Below are 19,379 nucleotides of genomic sequence, written 5' to 3' on the forward strand. Positions count from 1 at the left end.
TAAGGATATGCCACGCTAAGAATGGCTATTCCCCGTGGTTTCTCGCATTTTAGTCACTTGTGGTTTATCCATGCAAACAATCTTTGCTAAAACTCCTGCCAAATCTTCCGGAATTAATTTTCCATCTTTCGTGTATACTAAACCGAGGTGATATTTATGAAAACAATAAAAAGCAGTTCCATAATCGGAATCATTTTTGTGCTTGCTGCAGGATCACTGGCTCATTTTCTCTATCAGTGGAGTGAAAAAAAACATTGGATCGGTCTTCTATGTCCCGTAAATGAATCTACTTGGGAGCATATGAAACTGGTATTTTTTCCGATGCTTTTCTACTCTCTTTTTCTATGTATAAAATGGAAAAATCAGTTCCGTCCACAATTTCACGTGCTCGCACAAGGGATTCTCATCGGTACCTTTTTGATTCCTGTTCTTTTTTATACCTACACAGGAATTCTTGGATTCCATGTTTTCCTTCTGGATCTTTTGACTTTTGGATGCAGCGTCATCGCAGGTTTTTCCTACATCTTTCATGCTTTAAAATCTTCTTCCGCAAAAAATCACAATCGTTTTGCTGCTCCAATTCTTCTCCTCCTTCTTTCCTTCCTTTTTTGTCTTTTCACCTATCAGCCGCCCTCCCTCGGTTTATTTCTTCCTCCCAATGGATAAAAGAAAAACTCTCCTAATATCACAAAAAGGAATGCCTTCTGCATTCCTTTTCATCCTTTACTGAAACATTTTTAATTTTCTGCGATGACGGCACCGCCTGTGACACATCTCTCCTCCAAGCAGTGCAAGAACCATCTGGTATAACATCCGATCCTTCTTTTGACACTCTTCTTTTTCATGATACATCACTTTATCATAAACTTTATCTGCCATAGCAAAAACACTGGTTCGATCCATATATTCATCAAACATCATACTTCCCTCGTATTCCATCTGATCGCAAACTTCCTCAATAAACTCCAGAATCTCTCTTGCTGTAGCAGAATACATCTTTGTCATGTACTGATAATCATTTTCATAAACTTCTTCTTCCTCCGCCATATTCCTTCCCTGAAAAATATCAGTATCAAATGTCGGCAGATCTCCCAATCCTTCTCTGTCACCCATTCATGTACTCCTTTTCTATACTGATACTATCATATGACAGAGCAATGAAAATATTCCTTCCTTTATTTGTCCTCTTTGCGTATGCTGCGAACTTCTTCATTAATTGCCAGCATCTTACTGTCAAGAAACGCCACAAGATCTGCACATTCCTTTAATTCTGTCCGAATATAATCCGGAGCATTTCCCTCATATTTGTAATATATCTTATGCTCCAATGATGCCCAGAAATCCATTGCAACGGTCCGAATCTGAATCTCAACCTTCGTCGGTACCACCCGGTCTGATAAAAAAATAGGAACTCTTACAATCAAATGATAACTGCGGTATCCATTTGGCTTTGGATTTATCATATAATCTTTTGTTTTTAATACTTCAATGTCATCCTGGGACGAAATCATATCTACAATTCGATAAATATCAGGAGTAAACGAACAAATCACTCGAATTCCTGCAATATCATCAATATATTTTTGAATATTTTCCACGGTAACATCCAGTCCCTTGCGCAGCAACTTTCTCATAATACTTTCATCGCTCTTTAAACGCGACTCAATATGCTCTATTGGATTATATTTGTGCACAAACCGAAATTCATCATTTAAAATTTCCAATTTTGTGCCAATCTCTTTTAAAGCAGAGCGATAAAGCAGCTGAATCTGCTTATACTCAACCAGCACATCTTTTACCTCAGGCAATTCTAATTCTCTCATTCACTTATCACTCCTCACCTTTTTGATCTTATCCTTATTTTATCACTATTGTCCAATAAGTTCTATAAATTTCAAAAAACAAAGCGGACAAGTGCGTCTGGAACTTCCTTATATCATAAAAAAATCCGTGCAGTCTGCCTTGTGCGATGCTCCACAGACGTTACCTCTATAGTTAACTCAACCCAGGCGCCCTTACGGCACATAGGAGGTTCTACTTAGTGCTGCTTCGTTCCCGACCTGACACGGTTCATAGATTCCTATTGCGTAAGACCCAGATATCAACGCCACTTGTAGAGGGCAGCTCCACAGAACAAAACCCGAAACAAACCATCACCTCTGCTATAGCGGATTGCAGAAAAAGGGTGCCGCTACCTCCCCGGCTAGCACGGAAACTTTATGACTTGATAATCTCTTCGCATCTCTCAAGATGCAGACTCTATTATACTAAATACTTTTCTTTTGGTCAATAGCATTCTTATTTTACTTTTATGGTTTTTGTTTTACTGTATGCGCCATAGAACCGTTTTCCCTTCACTTTTTTATAGGCTCTCACTTTAAATGAATACTTCTTTCTTGAAGATAAATTTCCGATCTTTTTGGAAGCTCTGGCTGTGGAAACTTTTTTGTATTTCTTTGCTCCCTTTTTCTTATAGATGATTTGATATCCATCTGCCTCTTTTACGTTTTTAAATCGGATGTTTACTGATCTTCTTCGACTGCTCTTTACAGAAACCCTCTCAACTTTCTTAGGAACAATATAGTAGGTAACCTTTCTTGTTCCGCGGTATTTTCCTTTTCCCCGGAAGTTTACATAAGATGCCCCGATTGATTTTCTTTTTTTCACAGAAACTTTATAATCCACATTTTTCCTTAGTTTCTTGCCTCGGTAGAAAAGAGAGATATTAGGTTTCATTGTCTTCCCTGTGTAACTTCTGAAAACAGAAGACGGTTTACAATAACGCAGATCAACCTTGGAGGACGGTTCCGTTACCGTATATCCTTTCAGACGCATCGTTACTTTTTCTGAATTTAAATCATGCCATTTTCCTCGCTGATAGAGATAACTCTGTCCCTTTTTCGTTTTATTAACAAACGAAATCCATTGGATGTCTTCGCTGATGTCACCGCCAACCTTTCCGGAAGAAAGCATATCCACTACAATCGCAAACCGCTCGCCTTTTAACATCTCCACTTTTTTTTTCAGGTCAACTGTGTGCGTACCGGCAGCTGATCGTATTCCGGTCTGGCTGATCACTTTCTTTCCACTGGTCGGCTTCCCTTTTTTGGGATTCTTGTAAATTCTGATACGATACTTCATGTTTGGAGACCATGTCACAAAATTTACTGCTTTCAACAGTTCTTTTCTTCCTCCGCTGCCCTTTTTGGCAGTATAAATATTGGAAAAGCTCTGCCCTTTTTTCAGGCTTATGACAGCTGGACTGGAAGATCCGTCATAAAAATAGTTATATTGATAATCTGAAGCTTTCGTAAATTCCCCGGCAACAAATTCGCTCAGCGTCCGATCTTCATAGGACAGATAAAAATAACCTGCCTTTCCATCATTGGTCCCCCAACTGTTTTTAATAATCCAGGCTCCGTCATTTTTAGGTCTGGATGCCGCCTGAAAGTGATTGCGGCTGTAAGTATCATCCCACCCTACAATTGTCACCATATGGTTGGCATCCTGATTATAGTCATTACAATTATAAGCCTGACGATCATCGCTGTAATATTTTTTATCTTCCCAGTCTTCTGTTGGCGCATGATAGACTACCGATACCGATCCATAGGACTTAATATAAGCTTTTACCAAATCCCTTGATGGCCCGTTCCCCAGAAAATACCCGTTTTTCAAAATTGCAGCATTTTTTTGACCAAGAGAAGAAGATAATTTCCAGTTGCTGCTGTAAAACGGAGCAACACTCTCATTGGAAAGTCCGTACCATCCGGTAAGAGACAGCATGGTAAGAAGTGAATTTCCTCCCGCCATTCTCCAGTCACCCGGCACCTTCGTGCGGTCTCCTTTTGTATTGTTCAGGATATCATTGGTGCGGTGATACATAAAATATCCTAAATGCTTTTCCGAAAAATCTACAGAAGGTCCTGCCAATCCCCTCTTCATCATAGATGTTTCTCCCACCGAAGCTAAACTGAATGCCCAGCATAATTCTGTATTTCCCTGATTTTTAACCCCGGTCACAATACCATGATCTGCAGAATTATAGGATCTCTCAAACGATCTGCCTCTTTTTACAGAATCCGACGCTGTCTTTGGAGCTTCAATCTCGAGATCCAGTTTATGATATTTTCCGCTCCTCTGTGCAGCGCCTGCATCTCCCACATGAGTTTTCAGCAATAAAATCATACTGAACAAAATAACCGAAAATTTTTTAACTCTTTTCATTCCTTCCCTCTCCCTTCTTTTTCCGCCTCAACTCACGAAAAAAGTCTGACAACATTTGGCTGCATTCTTCCTCCAAAATTCCCTTTTGGATTTCCACCTGATGATTAAACTGTTCTACTTGTAAAATATTTAAAACAGAACCGGCACATCCAGCCTTAGGATTCATGGCTCCGATCACAACTTTTGGAATTCTTGCCTGTACAATTGCCCCTGCACACATCTGACATGGCTCCAGAGTAATGAACATGGTACATTCTTCCAACCTCCAGTCCCCCGTCTTTTTGCTGGCTTTCTGAATTGCCAGCAATTCCGCATGAGCTAAAGTAGTTTTTTTCTTATTCCTTTGGTTATAAGCTCTGGCAATGATTTTATCATCTGCAACAATCACACAGCCAATCGGAACATCCCCTGCCTCTGCAGCCTTTTTTGCCTGCCTGATTGCCTCCCTCATGTATTTTTTTTCCTTCTCCACCTTTCCCCTCCTGTGTCATATTTTTAAACCCAATCTCATACAATGAATCAAAAAGAGAGTTGACCATTGTCTGATTATCAAAGAATTGTGTCTTATTTGTACGAATATCATCATGGAATCAAAGGCGCTAATGTTGGTTTTGCAAAAATTGAAAAACGTCAAAAACAGCTACGTCTTTATTTCCATGTAAAAACAAATGATAAATCTCTAAAATACAAAATTTACTTTTACCGTTTTCGTCACGGCACCATGGAAGGAATTCTTCTTGACAGTATTCAAAGAAGCGATACCGTCATTGAATTTAAAAATACTTATCCGCTCATTGCGGAGCCCGATACCATAGACGGTTTTTTAATTTATCATTCCAATGATTATTTTTTCGGTTCTCAATGGAAAGACCATCCGATTGCCATTAGAAATTTTTCACCATTGGATCAAAAACTTCCCGAACCGGAACCTATTCCAGAACAAACAGTGCAAACAGCGGAGCCGGAGGAAACAACTTCCTCTGATTCGGAAGAAATCTCTGAACTTCCAGCCGAAGAAGCTGCACTTCCAACAGAGGAAGCAGAACCTTCAATGGAAGAACCTCCAATGCCACAGCCAGCTCCTTCCGATGCCACGGAACTTTCTGCTGCCACGGATTTGGCACAACCGCTTTTTTCTGCAGAGGAGGCATCTCCCTCTTCTCCATCCAAACTGGCAGAATATATTGAAGCTCTTCAACTTGAAAAATGTGCCAAAGAAAAGCCATGTGAAACTCCATCGGCGGACTTTGACTGGAAGGAGTATCCCTCCTTGCTCATGCCTGCTGATTATTGCTTTTCTCCTTGCATTAAAATCCAACTAGAAGATCTTGAACAGATTCCCGATCTTCCCGAACATATCAAAACCAATGGATTTCTGCTTCTGAATTATGGAAATTACGGTCATCTTATGTTTGCTCAAAATAAAAAAACAAAGAAATTTTGGTTAGGCGTTCCCGGAATTTTTGATAATGAGAAATCATTTATCTCAAAATTATTTGGATTCCAATCTTTTCTGACCGTTCCCGTAAAATCCCAAAAGACTGGGAATTTTGGTTATTTTATTTTACCGATCTAAAAGATTGCTTAGCTGTGCAAATTGCTCTAAAGTTAAAACTTCTCCGCGAACAGACGCTGACAAACCCATCTCCTCCAGTGCCGCTGCAACCTGTTCCTTGGAGAAGTTTAACTGGCTTGAATTTTTAATTCCATTTTGAAGTGTTTTTCTTCTCTGATTAAAGGATGCTCGTATCAACTGAAACAACAATGTCTCATTGGACACCTGAACCGGCGCCTCTTTATATTTTGTCAACTTAATTACCGAAGATCCCACTTTCGGTCGCGGCATAAAACAATTGGGCGGCACATTTGCAGCAATATAAGGTTTGGCATAATACTGAACTGCCAGAGACAATGCGCCGTAATCTTTTGTTCCGGGTCCCGCCTGCATTCGATCTGCAACTTCTTTCTGCACCATAACTGTAATACTATCAATTGGCACATGACTTTCAAATAATCCCATAATAATCGGCGTTGTAATATAATAGGGAAGATTCGCTACTATTTTTATTGGTTTTCCCTGATGCTGTTCTGTTACGATCTGTTCTATATCAACCTTTAAAATATCTGCATTTAAAATGGTAACATTCTCATAGTCTTTCAGTGTTTCGGAAAGAATCGGAATTAAATTTTTATCAATCTCCACAGCCATAACTTTCCCGGCATTTTCTGCCAGATACTGTGTCATTGTTCCGATCCCCGGTCCGATCTCCAATACAAAATCATCTTTTGTAATCTCTGCCGCTCGAATAATTTTATCCAGTACATGCTCATCAATTAAGAAATTCTGCCCAAATTTCTTTTGAAAACCAAAGTTGTATTTTTGGATTACTTCAATTGTACTTTTTGGATTTCCAAGTTTCACTTTAACACCTCACTCATCCGATATAATTGTTTTGCATTCTGTTCTGCGGCGGCAATCAATGTTTCTGTATCCATTCCTCGAATGGAACTGACAGCTTCAGCAATATATGTTAAGTTGAAAGATGAATTTCTCTTTCCCCTGTTGGGTTCCGGAGAAAGATAAGGAGAATCTGTCTCAAGAACCAGACGGTCCAGAGGAACATACGCGGCAACTTCTTTCAATGTTTTTGCATTCTTAAAAGTTACAACCCCGCCAATTCCAATATAAAATCCCATATCCAAAAACTCTCTTGCCATTTCTTTTGAGTAAGAAAAGCAATGAATTACCCCGCCAATTTGATCGGCCCTTGCTTCCTTCATCATATCCATTGTATCCTTTGCCGCATCCCGACTGTGAATCACCATTGGCAGCTTGACTTCTCTGGCAAGCTCCATCTGTGCTGCAAACCATTTCTTTTGAATTGCACGCTCTGGCGTATCCCAATAATAATCCAATCCAATTTCTCCAATGGCAATGATTTTCTTCTGCCTTGCATATCCTCGCAATGTCTCCAAGTCTGAATTTTTCATATCTTTTGTATCACTGGGGTGCACTCCCACCGCACCATACATCACAGGGTATTGCTTCACTGCCTCCACGGTCCATCGAGAAGTTTCCATATTAGAACCAACATTCACAACAGTTCCGATTCCATGCTCTGTCATGGATGCCAATAATTCTTCTCGATCTGAGTCAAACTTCTTATCATCATAATGAGCGTGTGTTTCAAATATCATAAAAGGTCCTCTTTCTGCAACAATCTTATTTAGATTATTATATCCCACCTTACAACTTTCGTCTATAGAATTTAAATTACAAAACCTTAACATTTCTAATAAATTTCAAAAATTCCACAGTCAAATTTCTTATCATCTGACTGCGGAATTTCCTGACTCCTTTAGATTTAAGAAAGCTCGAGCTTTCCGGTATAAAGCTGATAATACGTTCCTTTTTGTTTGATCAGCTCATCATGGTTGCCTCTCTCAATGATCTTGCCATGTTCCAGAACAATAATCGCATCGCTGTTGCGAATTGTAGACAGACGATGGGCAATTACAAAGACCGTCCGCCCCTTCATCAGATTATCCATTCCCTGCTGAACAATACTTTCTGTTCTCGTATCAATACTGGATGTGGCTTCATCTAAAATTAAAACCGGTGGATCTGCCACTGCGGCTCTGGCAATGGATAATAGCTGCCGCTGTCCCTGTGAAAGTTCTTCGCCATCACCGCTGATCATTGTATCATATCCATCCGGCAGCATTTTTATAAACTGATCGGCGTGCGCCAATCTTGCTGCACCATACACCTCTTCATCCGTTGCGTCCAATTTTCCATAACGAATATTTTCTTTGATTGTACCGGTAAACAGATGAGTATCCTGCAGTACAATTCCGAGAGATCTTCTTAAATCGTCCTTCTTAATCTTCCGAATATTAATGCCGTCATAACGTATTTTCCCTTTTTGAATATCATAAAAACGGTTAATTAAATTGGTAATCGTTGTTTTTCCAGCTCCGGTAGAACCTACAAATGCAAGCTTTTGTCCCGGTTTGGCAAATAAGCTAATATTATGAAGAATCACTTTATCCTCATTGTATCCAAACGTTACATCTTCAAAATGCACATCACCTGTAAGCTCTGTATAAGAAACGGAACCATCGACAGAATGAGGATGCTTCCATGCCCACATACCCGTTCTTTCTTTACTTTCCGTAATGATTCCGTTTTCATCCTTCTTGGCGTTCACAAGCGTTACATATCCTTCGTCGCTCTCCGGTTCCTGATCAATTAGCTCAAAAATTCTCTCTGCTCCTGCCAAAGCCATAATAATGGAGTTAAATTGCTGAGCTACCTGCATAAACGGCTGAGTAAAACTTTTGGTAAACTGCAGATAGGAAGCCATCACCCCAAGAGTAATTCCTCCGACTCCCTGTACAGATAAAATTCCTCCGAAAACCGCTGTCAAAACAAACTGAAGGTTTCCGATATTGCCGATCACAGGTCCCATCATATTGGCAAATTTATTTGCCTTCGCCGCACTTTCAAACAGATTCTCATTTAACTTGTCAAATTCTTCTTCCGATTTTCTTTCATGATTAAAAACCTTTATGACACGCTGACCATTCATCCGCTCCTCTACAAATCCTGTCACATCAGCAAGCGACATTTGCTGGCGGACAAAATATTTTCCACTGTTTCCTCCGATCATCTTGGTTACCGCAATCATAATTCCGATGATAAGAACTGCCAGCACCGTCAAAAGCGGACTTAAGATTAACATAGAAATAAATGTTACAATAATGGTAAAGAATGATATCAAAGCCTGCGGAATTGCCTGACTGATCATTTGTCTTAACGTATCTGTATCATTGGTATAAAGACTCATAATTGAACCGTTGGTATTCTGATCAAAATATCGAATCGGCAATGTCTGCATATGTTCAAACATATCGTCTCTGACTCTCTTTAAAACTCCCTGACCAATATAAACCATCATTCTTGTATAAATAAAAGTTGAAATGACTCCCATAATAAAAATACAGCCTAAAACTGTCAGCGCCTGATAGAACTGCGAATAATTTGGATTGGTGTTTCCAATTAACGGGATAATAAAGTCATCCAATAAAAATTTTAAAGAAAGGGATACGGAAATCGAAGCAACCGCACTAAGCAAAATACAGATAAATACAATGATAAACTGTACTTTATAAGTCTCTGTAACATAGCGCAGAAGACGCTTTGCTGTCTTTAATGTATTTTTTGAAACTCCCTGCTTCTTATTCATCCTCGCTGCCTCCTTTCATCTGTGATTCGTAAACTTCTCTGTAAATATCATTGGTTTTCAATAATTCTTCTGAGGTTCCAACTCCCATAATCCGACCTTCATCCAATACAATAATCTGGTCTGCGTCTTCGATGGATGAAACTCTTTGTGCAATGATAATTTTCGTTGTATTTGGTATTTCTTCACGAAACGCCTTCCGAATCAGCGCGTCAGTCTTTGTATCAACGGCGCTGGTAGAATCATCTAAAATCAAAATCTTAGGTTTCTTTAACAGTGCACGTGCAATGCAAAGTCTTTGTTTCTGACCTCCGGATACGTTATTTCCGCCCTGAACAATCATCGTATCATATCCTGCCGGAAATTCCTGCACAAATCCATCCGCCTGTGCCAGCCTACAAACTCTCTGTACTTCTTCATCACTTGCATTTTCATCTCCCCAGCGAATATTATCATAAATACTGCCGGAAAATAAAACATTCTTCTGAAGTACCATTGATACCTGATTCCTCAGTACTTCCAGATTATATTCTCTGACATCCACTCCTCCGACTTTGATACTTCCCTTCGTCACATCATAAAGCCGTGGAATTAACTGTACCAGCGTTGATTTAGAACTTCCGGTTCCTCCGATAATCCCAATGGTCTGACCGGATTTAATATGAAGATTCACATCTTTTAGAGAAAGATTTCCCCCTTCTCCTCCATAGCTGAAATCTACGTGGTCAAAAACAATTTCTCCATTGGCAACTTCTTTTACAGCCTCTTCTTTATCAACCATTTCCGGAACTTCTGTCAGCACCTCTGTAATACGATCTGTGGAAGCCTCTGCGATCATAATCAGAACAAATACAAAGGTAACCATCATCAGCGACATAAGAATCTGTAATGCGTAGATAATAATACTGGTAAGCTCTCCGGTTTCCATGCTTCCGTTTATAATACTTTTTCCTCCGATCGTCACCAAAAGCATTACAACACCATACATCATAAACTGCATTACTGGAGAATTCCAAGCAACGATTTTTTCAGCTTTCGTAAACAACTGATAAACATATTTTGAAATTTTATGAAATTTTGAAATTTCGTAATCCTCTCTTACAAATGCTTTGACTACACGAGAAGCATTGACATTTTCCTGAACGGAATTATTTAAAATATCATATTCATCAAATACTTTAATAAAATGCGGGTGCGCTTTCTTTGCAATAAAAAATAAAATTCCTCCTAAGACCGGAACAATAATTAAGAACAGCAGGGCTGCTTCTTTATTAATAATCAATGTCATAATCCATGACAGAACCACCATAATCGGCGCTCTCGCCAGCAGACGGATGCTCATCATATACGCCAGCTGAATATTGGTAATATCTGTTGTCATACGAGTGACCAGCCCTGAGGTTGAAAATCTGTCAATATTTTTAAAAGAAAATTCCTGTACTTTATAAAAAATATCGTGTCGAAGATTTTTTGCAAATCCCGCTCCGGCTACTGCCGCCGTATTTCCGGCTGCAATTCCAAACGCCAGCGCAAGCATTGCCATGATCACAAGAACGATTCCTCTCTGAACAATATAGCCCAGATTTTCCTGGCCAATTCCAATATCAATAATTTTTGCCATTTCCATCGGTATTAAAACTTCCATCAATACTTCGAGAATTACCAAAAGCGGAGCCAGTATAGACTGTTTCTTATATTCTCGGACGGATTTTAATAGGGTCTTATTCATCTTTATTTACTACCTCCTTACTATCATGTACAAGATTCCAAAACATCTGACACATCACATGCTTGCATATTTTCACATCTTTCTCAGAAATTCCTTCCGTCAGCATCTGTTCTGTCTTTTGAATATTTTTTAAAATATCTGCTCTCAATGCCTCTGCTTTCTTTGTGGGAACAATTTTCTTCAGCCTTCCGTCCTGCGGCGCGCACTCCCTATGAATAAATCCATTTTTCTCCATAAGCTTTAAAATACCTGTGACCGTAGACTTGCGAATCTGAAATTCTTCTTCAATATCCTTTTGATAAAGATCTCTGTGCAGCGTTTCCAAAAGGATAAACTTCAGTACATGCTTCTGCATAACTGTCAAATCCTCTGCAATAACCTGCTCCACTTGCTGACTGCGCTTCATCTGAGAAGATAACATGTGAATCAGCCTTCCCATGTGCATCTTTTTTAAGCGATGTTCAAAATCCTGCATCCTTTCATCTCCTTTTCTTTTAGTTAGCTTCCTAACCTTTTTAGTATTATACACACTTGATTTTTTATTGTCAATACTCTTTTTTTTTAGTATAATTATTTTGAAATCTATTAATACCGAAGAATTTTTTGAGTTTCTTAAATTCGGTAGAAATGTAAGGAGGAATTACTTATGGCAACATGGAACAATCTTGATACTCTGGCATCTTACAAAAGGCTTGCCGATATGAAAAAACGTGTGAACATTGTGGAAGCAATGTCCGGAGAAGAGGGTGCAGACCGCGTCACCCGATACAGCGCTCCAATGGCTGCTGACATGAGTTTTAATTACGCCGCAAAAGAGGTAGACGACACGATTCTTACAGCACTTGCTGAACTCGCCGAGGAAGCGCAGCTTGTTGAAAAATTTGAAGAATTATACAATGGTGCTGTCATTAATACCGGAGAACAACGTCTGGTACTTCATCATCTGGCACGCAGACAGCTTGGAAATCCGGTAATTGTCGACGGTGTTGACAAGCGCGAGTTTTATGTGACACAGCAGAGAAGAGCCGCTGAATTTGCAAACAAGGTTCATTCCGGCGAAATTACAAATGCAGCCGGTGAAAAATTTACCACTGTTGTACAAATCGGAATCGGCGGAAGTGATTTGGGTCCTCGTGCATTGTATCTTGCTCTTGAGAACTGGGCAAAAACCAACCATACTTTGAAGATGGAAGCAAAATTTATCAGCAATGTGGATCCGGATGATGCCGGCGCCGTTTTAAATTCTGTTGACGTATCACGTACATTGTTTATTGTTGTATCAAAATCCGGAACAACCCTGGAGACACTCACAAACGGTCAGTTTGTAAAAGATGCTTTAGAAAAAGCCGGAGTAGACCCTTCCAAACATATGCTTGCCGTAACAAGTGAGACTTCTCCTTTAGCAAAAAGTGATGAATACCTTGACGCTTTCTTTATGGATGACTTTATTGGCGGACGTTATTCTTCTGTCTCTGCCGTTGGAGGCGTAATTCTTTCTCTTGCATTCGGGCCGGATATCTTTGCAAGAATTCTTGACGGTATGGCAGAAGAAGACAAACTTGCAACCAATCGTGATGTCTTAAAAAATCCTGATATGTTAGATGCTCTGATTGGTGTTTATGAGCGCAATGTTCAAGAATATCCTTCCACTGCTGTATTACCGTATTCTCAGGCGTTAAGCCGTTTCCCTGCTCATTTGCAGCAGTGTGATATGGAGTCAAACGGTAAATCCGTTAACCGCTTCGGAGAACCCGTCAATTATGTAACAGGTCCGACTATTTTTGGAGAACCTGGTACCAACGGACAGCATTCCTTCTACCAGCTGCTCCATCAAGGTACTGACATTATTCCATTACAGTTTGTTGGATTTAAAAAGAGCCAGATTGGTATGGATGTCGTTATCGAAGACAGTACAAGCCAGCAGAAGCTTTGTGCCAACGTAGCTGCTCAGATTGTTGCATTTGCATGCGGAAAAGCAGATGAAAATCTTAACAAAAAATTTGAAGGCGGACGTCCTTCCAGTATTATTATCGGAGATCAGCTGACTCCAGAATCACTGGGTGCATTATTAGCCCACTTTGAAAATAAAATTATGTTCCAGGGATTCTTATGGAATGTAAACAGCTTCGATCAGGAAGGGGTTCAGCTTGGAAAAGTTCTCGCAAAACGAGTGCTTGCCCATGACACAGAGGGTGCTCTGAAAGCTTACAGTGATCTGCTGGATATTTAATCTCTGACCAAAGAAGACAGGTCTGACTCGTCTCTTTGATCTCATAAAGCATCAAAAGGAACCGGAATTTTGAAGTATTCGATCGAAATCCCGGTTCCTTTTATTTACAATTATTTCTTTTTAACGCCTTTTTCTGCGTTCCCGCTCTTTTGCTCTTGCCCTTGCACGCTGTCTCTCTCTCGCCCTTCTTCTTCGCGCCAGTGCAATTCGTTTTTTTAAATAAATCAGAACCAGCATTCCCAATATCAAAAAAATCCAATGTTCTTTTAAGTTTATCCACAGGCGTTCTGAAATTTTCGTATCCTCTTTCTCCGCCTTTTCATTGTTCCCATCATCGCTTATTTGTTTTGCACGGCTTCTTTGATTTTCTGAAAGAGGGACATTCTCGTTCACATAATCATATAATTTCATACTGTCTTCATAAGCTGAGGCAGAATTTTTACTCTTTAAAACAACACAGGCAAGCACCTTGTTCTGAATTTTTGCATAAGTTACCAATGTCCCGCCTGCCGTCATCGTATACCCTGTCTTTCCCCCAAGACACGGTTCATAATAGTATTCACTTTCTTTGCGAATCATACGATTTCCATTGATCCATGTGCGAGGATCTTTTGTAAGATTTGTTGCAGCCTGCTGATATTGTACCGTTCCCATAATTTTCCGAAGCATCTTATTCTTATATGCTGCTTGTGCAATTTTCATCATGTCCGACGCAGTCGTATAGTGATTTTCATCCTGTAAGCCGCTGGCATTTACAAAATTTGTGTCTGTACAGCCCAGCTCTTCTGCCTTTTCATTCATCATTTTTGCAAAACCAGGCAGATCTCCTCCAATGTCATACGCCAATCCATGTGCCACATCGTTGGCGGAATGAAGCATCATCACATAAAGGCTATCCTTCACGGTCATAATTTCTCCCGGTTTCATATACGCAGCGCTGCTTCCTGATTCAATCGAAAACAAAGCTTCCTTGGAAAATTCTATTGTATCGTTTAAATCGCGTTGTTCCAACACAACCAACGCCGTCATACATTTTGTAATACTTGCCGGATAATATGTGACTGCTGCATTTTTTTCATATAAAATCTCTCCGGTTTTTACATCTGCCACCACGGCAGCCTCCCCTACAATTTGGGGTTCCTCTTCTTTCGCCGAAACAGGAAATCTCAAAAACAAGTGCATCAACACTATATTCAAGATCATCAAAATTCTCCAAATTCTTTTCATAATCTCTTTTCTACTTTCCTTCTTACAGTGATACAGACTTTCAGCTACCAATAATTTCTCTTTGTATTTGTTTTTAATTTTACTGTATTTCCATTCACCGACAGACATCGAATACTTCTGAGAAAGCTTGACATTCTGCTGTAGCCATAGTCTTTTATGCTAAACCCGCTATGACGGTTTTTCAGTTCCAATGTAATTGCCGATAAATTATCCAGAGATCCTCCATTTTTCTTCACAAACTGAATGACTTCCTGCTCTATCGTTTCTCTGCTTGTCAATTCCTTAAATTCCACATAACAGTTAGTATCTTCCTGATGAAGAATAAAAGCATCCATTTCCTCATCAATTAATACGCTGAGCTTTGTATATCCATAATTTCGTACATCAAAGTCTGAATACTTTTCATTTAATCGGCTTCCCACAATTCCAAGATCAATCGGCTCATTTCCATTCTCACTTAGCATATCTGCCACGGTCTTCTTAATTTCTTCCAACGTTGTTACATTGGCAATTTCATTATTCTCTATGATCTCTTCTTTTTCCTCATCTTTGTCCGGCTCACAAATCAAATTCAGATGAATAAATTTATTACATGCTCTGGTCAGCGCTACCGGTGTTTTGGATTCTCCCATGCCAATGACATACATATGCTCCTCCCGCAGCCGCATCGCCAATCTTGTAAAGTCACTGTCACTGGTCACAAGACAAAATCCATCCACCTTATTTCCGTATAATAAATCCATGGCATCAATCACCATTGCCATATCCGTCGCGTTCTTTCCGGATGTATAGGAGAATTGCTGCACCGGAATAATAGAATATTCCAGCAAAAGCTCCTCTTTCCATCCGTTTGATTTCGACCAGTTTCCGTAGATTCTTCTGCAGGAAGCAAATCCATAAGCCTCCAACTCATGAAAAATAATCGGAGCATACTTTGGACTGATATTATCTGCATCAATCAATACAGCAAATTGATTTTTTTCTTCTTCTAACATTAAAATTTCACCTTCTATTCTCTTTATATATTGTGTGCACTGTATATCACCGCGGAGCGTTTTTGTAATATAGGAACGTCAGAACTTTCCTATATTACAAAAAAGGATATATCCTCCCGGATATATCCTCAAATAAAAGCGGGTGATGGGAATCGAACCCACGTGATCAGCTTGGAAGGCTGGAGTTCTACCATTGAACTACACCCGCATGTCCTAACGACAAGTAATAATATATCATGCTTTCAAAGAAAATGCAAGTGCTTTTTTCATTTTCTTAAAAATTTTTTTAAAAAAATTAATTCTAAATTCCTCATAAAATTTTCCGTGGAACATAAACTATTACAAACACGATCAGGAGTGCCCTATGATTAACTATATATGGAGCTTTTTGATTCTTTCCGGATTTATCATCGGAAGCTTTACCGGAAAAATAACTGCAATCTCTGATAGTATCTTATCTTCTTCCAAAGAAGCCATTGAATTATGTATTCTTATGTTCGGAATCGTTGGATTATGGTCCGGAATCATGAACATTGCACTGTCCCTTGGCGTCACAAAAAAACTGGAAAATTTACTTTCCCCTCTTTTGTCCTTTCTATTTCCCAATTTAAAAAATAAAAAAGCCAAAGAATATATTGGCGCCAATCTCGTAGCAAATATTTTAGGACTGGGCTGGGCAGCTACCCCTTCCGGTCTAAAAGCTATGAAAGAATTGCAAAAAGATAATCCTAACAAATTGGCTGCCACCAATGAAATGTGTTCTTTTCTGATACTTAATATATCTTCGCTGCAGCTGATTCCTATTAATATCATAGCCTATCGCAGTCAATATGGTTCTGTACATCCTGCTGCCATCCTGCTGCCCGGTATTATTGCAACCTTTTGCTCTACACTGGTGGGTATTATTTACATTAAATGGAAGGACCCAAAACGATGATTACCTATCTTGCAAATTTAATTCTTCCTCTCTTTATTTTCACACTGATTCTCTACGGAACCATCAAAAGAAAAGATATGTACAATCCCTTCCTGGAGGGTGTTTCTGAAGGATTTAAAATTGTACTGGACATCGCACCGACCCTGATTGCCCTTTTTTTTGCCATTCAAATTTTCCGATCTTCCGGCGCTTTAGATCTTCTTGTCAGAGCTTTAACCCCAATTGGAACCCTTCTTCAGGTTCCCACAGAAGTTCTTCCAGTTATTTTTGCGAAACTCTTTTCAGCCTCCGCTGCCACAGGATTTCTTCTGGACATTTTCAAAAATGCCGGTCCCGATTCTCTGCAGGGGTTTATGTCCTCCATCATTCTAAGCTCTACAGAAACCTGTTTTTATATTTTATCTATCTACTCGTCTTCTATACACATAAAAAAAACACGCTACGCTCTGCGCGGTGCCCTTCTTGCAACCTTTACAGGTGTTGCTGTCTCAGTCGTTCTGACTTACATTTTTCTCACTTAATATCTAAAATGCAACACTGAAAATGGGAGTGGAACCCTCCACTCCCATTGAAAATTTTGATCGCTGAAATCTCAGATCATATCAGCTTTTTCCTTTAAAATAATCGTGAAAATACTGCATTACTTTTACCAGCATTTCCTGCTCTGCTTCATTTAAAGAATCCAAAAGTCCCTGAATCATTTGCTTATGAAATTCTCGGTGATGATTATAAGCGCATCTGCCTTTTTCTGAAAGAGAAATAAAAACCACTCTTCGATCTTTTTCGCTGCGCTTTCTTATGACATACCCCTTCTTTAAAAGATTATTCATAGCCGTTGTCAGCGTACCTACAGTAATATTCAGATCTCTTGCAATCGAAGACATATTTTTCGGCTGTCCGATTCCGATCGCATCAATAATATGGAGATCCTTGTTGGAAATATCCCGATATTCTTCCGTAATTACAGCCTTTTCCTCTTCATAGGAGATTCCATGAAACAAATCTACAACCATACTATTTAAATGATCCTTATCCACCAAGTTCTACCTCTTTCTCACCCTTCACTCGATTCAAATTAAATGTCTTTTATATATTATTAGAGTTTTCCACTTCCAAATTGTGTGCTTCTCCAATCACTTTTGCCAGCGCTTCTTTTGCCTGAGTCGGAAGTGCATCAAATCCGCCGTCTTCTACATCCTTCTCAAAAATAAAATTCAAACGATCTGTCAGACGTGCTTTTACATTTTCTATATAATTCATGTCGCCGAAATCAGGCACATATCCTTCAATTTCTAAGAATTCCATCGCCGTAAACGGTCCCCATTGTCTGAAATTGGCAGTTCCTTCAACAACCTGCTCAATGGCAGAAATGGTAACGGCGGGAGTAATATCTTTGCCCATAAAATCACCAGTGTTTATAATATAGCAATCTACATTTCTCTCTTTTACAAGAGTGCGGAATTTTTTATAATCATTCACCAGTGGGTACGTACGGAACGGATTGGCGTACGGCTCTAAAACCAAACGATTCGGATCAACTCCCGGCGCCAATCGCTCTGCGGTGGAACGTTTTGTGGCCAGGGTTGCTCCCATGACAGATGCCAGAGAAGCTCCTTTAATCTTTACCAACGGAGGAATGGTAGGATCTTTCATAATCCAGAAAATTGCATCCACAGAATCATTAATCCGATCTACACGATTCGGTGACCATAATTTTGATTTAATTGCGCGCCCATTTCCATTTCGGATATCTTCTGTCACCAGAACAATTTTCCCTTCATCATCTCTTGTGGCAGAACAGTTCTGAGCAGTTAAAAGATATTTATTATCCGGAGATCCCGTCGGGTAATCTGCGGTTTTATCAAAATATGTAGGCTCCATGGCAATGGAAGCTCCCGTTTTCGTATTGATAATAAACGCATCGTCATGAAGAACTGTGACAGATTTGTATTTATTATTATGAGTTGCATGGGTTAACGTAGATTTTCCGGATCCGGATAATCCGAAGAAAGATGCTACAAAATGGCGCCCGTCTTCCAGCTTAAATTCTTTCTGTCCTCCATGACAGGAAGCATATCCGTTGCGGTTGGCAATTGCCCATGCAATCGTCAAAGTTCCTTTTTTATGTTCCCCAAAATACTTCATTCCAAGAAGTGCCGCACAGTTGGCATCTGTATTAAAATAGGTCAATCCCAGAGGGTGTTCTTCATGACTCCACTGTGGATCAGAGAAAATATAAATATCCGTCTCTTCTCCGATCGGCTTTGAATTCTTATACATTTCATCATATTCCGGTGTCATATACTGAAAATTCAACATCCATGAGTACAGAATATTTTCTTCTCCTTCCGGAATCAGAAGATGGGCTTTTACCATAAATTCCGGATCCAGACCAATATATACCTGCGCATGATACATTGTTGACCATCTGGTATCATAAACCGCATCCATCACCTTTAAATCCAGATCATTGGTGTCAACTCCCGGTTCGCCGGCAATTCTTCTGGCTGCCGCACAGCGTCCTGTCACAGAACCATCATTAAATAACAGAACTTTAGAATCCTTTTCCAGACCGATTTTCTCCGGTTCAAATACTGGCATATCCGTTACAATCGTTCCGGGAGAATTTTTCGCTAATTCATAAGCCTGCTTTAAATCCTTAACTTCCACAACATTGTTTCCATAAAATGCTGCTTCAATGATGGATCTGGTTTTTGAAAACCCAGGTTTTCCTTTTCCGATTTCCTCATGTTTGTAATAAGCTTTTGTTGACATAAGTTACTCCTCC

18 protein-coding genes, 1 tRNA gene and 1 other RNA gene are annotated in these 19,379 nt (G+C 39.6%); 5 read left to right on the forward strand and 15 right to left on the reverse strand.

Going from position 1 to position 19,379, the window contains the following annotated elements; translation table 11 throughout:
- The first annotated feature begins 156 nt into the window (after positions 1-156).
- Positions 157-666: a DUF6512 family protein gene (locus tag AC27EF_RS05260; protein WP_487109386.1), complete on the forward strand. Its 510-nt coding sequence runs from the start codon at positions 157-159 to the stop codon at positions 664-666.
- A gap of 57 nt (positions 667-723) precedes the next feature.
- Here the strand turns inward: AC27EF_RS05260 and AC27EF_RS05265 are convergent, their stop codons facing one another.
- The 5 genes from AC27EF_RS05265 to tadA all read right to left on the reverse strand — a co-directional run bounded on the left by AC27EF_RS05265 (position 724) and on the right by tadA (position 4,699).
- On the reverse strand, positions 724-1,113 hold the full coding sequence (locus tag AC27EF_RS05265; protein WP_487109387.1) for a hypothetical protein: 390 nt from the start codon (positions 1,111-1,113) through the stop codon (positions 724-726).
- A 62-nt stretch (positions 1,114-1,175) separates the two neighbouring features.
- Positions 1,176-1,823 carry a GTP pyrophosphokinase gene (locus AC27EF_RS05270; protein WP_487109388.1) on the reverse strand — a complete coding sequence of 216 codons (648 nt, stop codon included), beginning with the start codon at positions 1,821-1,823 and terminating at the stop codon, positions 1,176-1,178.
- Positions 1,824-1,948: 125 nt separating this feature from the next.
- Positions 1,949-2,212, reverse strand: an RNA gene (ffs, locus tag AC27EF_RS05275) — signal recognition particle sRNA large type.
- Between the two features lie 86 nt (positions 2,213-2,298).
- The gene (locus AC27EF_RS05280) at positions 2,299-4,227 is read right to left on the reverse strand and encodes a lectin like domain-containing protein (RefSeq protein WP_487109390.1); all 1,929 of its coding nucleotides are present in this window, start codon (positions 4,225-4,227) and stop codon (positions 2,299-2,301) included.
- Entirely contained in the window at positions 4,214-4,699 is a 486-nt protein-coding gene (gene tadA / locus AC27EF_RS05285) for a tRNA adenosine(34) deaminase TadA (RefSeq protein ID WP_487109392.1), read from the reverse strand. The genes AC27EF_RS05280 and tadA overlap by 14 nt, the downstream gene beginning before the upstream one ends.
- 66 nt (positions 4,700-4,765) lie before the next feature.
- On the opposite strand from tadA, the gene AC27EF_RS05290 reads away from it, so the two are divergent.
- A complete protein-coding gene (locus AC27EF_RS05290; RefSeq protein ID WP_487109393.1) occupies positions 4,766-5,803 on the forward strand; it encodes a DUF6128 domain-containing protein in 1,038 nt (345 codons plus the stop codon).
- Here the strand turns inward: AC27EF_RS05290 and rsmA are convergent.
- The 5 genes from rsmA to AC27EF_RS05315 form a co-directional block, all read right to left on the reverse strand.
- A complete protein-coding gene (gene rsmA / locus AC27EF_RS05295) occupies positions 5,792-6,649 on the reverse strand; it encodes a 16S rRNA (adenine(1518)-N(6)/adenine(1519)-N(6))-dimethyltransferase RsmA (RefSeq protein WP_487109395.1) in 858 nt (285 codons plus the stop codon). The two genes, AC27EF_RS05290 and rsmA, sit on opposite strands and share 12 nt — an antisense overlap.
- Positions 6,646-7,425, reverse strand: a complete 780-nt coding sequence (locus AC27EF_RS05300) for a TatD family hydrolase (RefSeq protein ID WP_487109396.1) — start codon at positions 7,423-7,425, stop codon at positions 6,646-6,648. Before AC27EF_RS05300 ends, rsmA begins: the two co-directional genes overlap by 4 nt.
- Positions 7,426-7,592: 167 nt before the next feature.
- Entirely contained in the window at positions 7,593-9,476 is a 1,884-nt protein-coding gene (locus tag AC27EF_RS05305) for an ABC transporter ATP-binding protein (protein ID WP_487109397.1), read from the reverse strand.
- Positions 9,469-11,202, reverse strand: a complete 1,734-nt coding sequence (locus AC27EF_RS05310) for an ABC transporter ATP-binding protein (RefSeq protein WP_487109399.1) — start codon at positions 11,200-11,202, stop codon at positions 9,469-9,471. The genes AC27EF_RS05305 and AC27EF_RS05310 overlap by 8 nt, the downstream gene beginning before the upstream one ends.
- Positions 11,195-11,677, reverse strand: coding sequence for a MarR family winged helix-turn-helix transcriptional regulator (locus tag AC27EF_RS05315; RefSeq protein WP_487109400.1), 483 nt, complete (start codon positions 11,675-11,677; stop codon positions 11,195-11,197). The genes AC27EF_RS05310 and AC27EF_RS05315 overlap by 8 nt, the downstream gene beginning before the upstream one ends.
- 171 nt (positions 11,678-11,848) lie before the next feature.
- Between AC27EF_RS05315 and AC27EF_RS05320 the strand changes: the two genes are divergently transcribed.
- Positions 11,849-13,432, forward strand: a complete 1,584-nt coding sequence (locus AC27EF_RS05320) for a glucose-6-phosphate isomerase (protein ID WP_487109401.1) — start codon at positions 11,849-11,851, stop codon at positions 13,430-13,432.
- 120 nt (positions 13,433-13,552) lie between these two features.
- Here the strand turns inward: AC27EF_RS05320 and AC27EF_RS05325 are convergent, their stop codons facing one another.
- The 3 genes from AC27EF_RS05325 to AC27EF_RS05335 form a co-directional block, all read right to left on the reverse strand.
- Complete coding sequence (locus tag AC27EF_RS05325) at positions 13,553-14,635, reverse strand: D-alanyl-D-alanine carboxypeptidase family protein (RefSeq protein ID WP_487109402.1); 1,083 nt, start codon at positions 14,633-14,635, stop codon at positions 13,553-13,555.
- 68 nt (positions 14,636-14,703) lie between these two features.
- Positions 14,704-15,654 (reverse strand): NYN domain-containing protein, encoded by a 951-nt coding sequence (locus AC27EF_RS05330; protein WP_487109403.1) that lies wholly within the window; start codon positions 15,652-15,654, stop codon positions 14,704-14,706.
- A gap of 137 nt (positions 15,655-15,791) precedes the next feature.
- A tRNA-Gly gene (locus tag AC27EF_RS05335) sits at positions 15,792-15,862 on the reverse strand.
- A 156-nt stretch (positions 15,863-16,018) separates the two neighbouring features.
- Between AC27EF_RS05335 and AC27EF_RS05340 the strand changes: the two genes are divergently transcribed.
- Complete coding sequence (locus AC27EF_RS05340) at positions 16,019-16,591, forward strand: hypothetical protein (RefSeq protein WP_487109404.1); 573 nt, start codon at positions 16,019-16,021, stop codon at positions 16,589-16,591.
- Complete coding sequence (locus AC27EF_RS05345; protein WP_487109405.1) at positions 16,588-17,112, forward strand: spore maturation protein; 525 nt, start codon at positions 16,588-16,590, stop codon at positions 17,110-17,112. The genes AC27EF_RS05340 and AC27EF_RS05345 overlap by 4 nt, the downstream gene beginning before the upstream one ends.
- A gap of 81 nt (positions 17,113-17,193) precedes the next feature.
- Here the strand turns inward: AC27EF_RS05345 and AC27EF_RS05350 are convergent, their stop codons facing one another.
- Both AC27EF_RS05350 and AC27EF_RS05355 read right to left on the reverse strand, forming a co-directional pair.
- Positions 17,194-17,604: a MarR family winged helix-turn-helix transcriptional regulator gene (locus AC27EF_RS05350; protein ID WP_487109429.1), complete on the reverse strand. Its 411-nt coding sequence runs from the start codon at positions 17,602-17,604 to the stop codon at positions 17,194-17,196.
- A 73-nt stretch (positions 17,605-17,677) separates the two neighbouring features.
- Positions 17,678-19,366, reverse strand: a complete 1,689-nt coding sequence (locus AC27EF_RS05355; protein ID WP_487109407.1) for a phosphoenolpyruvate carboxykinase (ATP) — start codon at positions 19,364-19,366, stop codon at positions 17,678-17,680.
- Positions 19,367-19,379 lie beyond the last annotated feature (13 nt).

This window comes from Anaerostipes stercorihominis, from assembly GCF_057535655.1.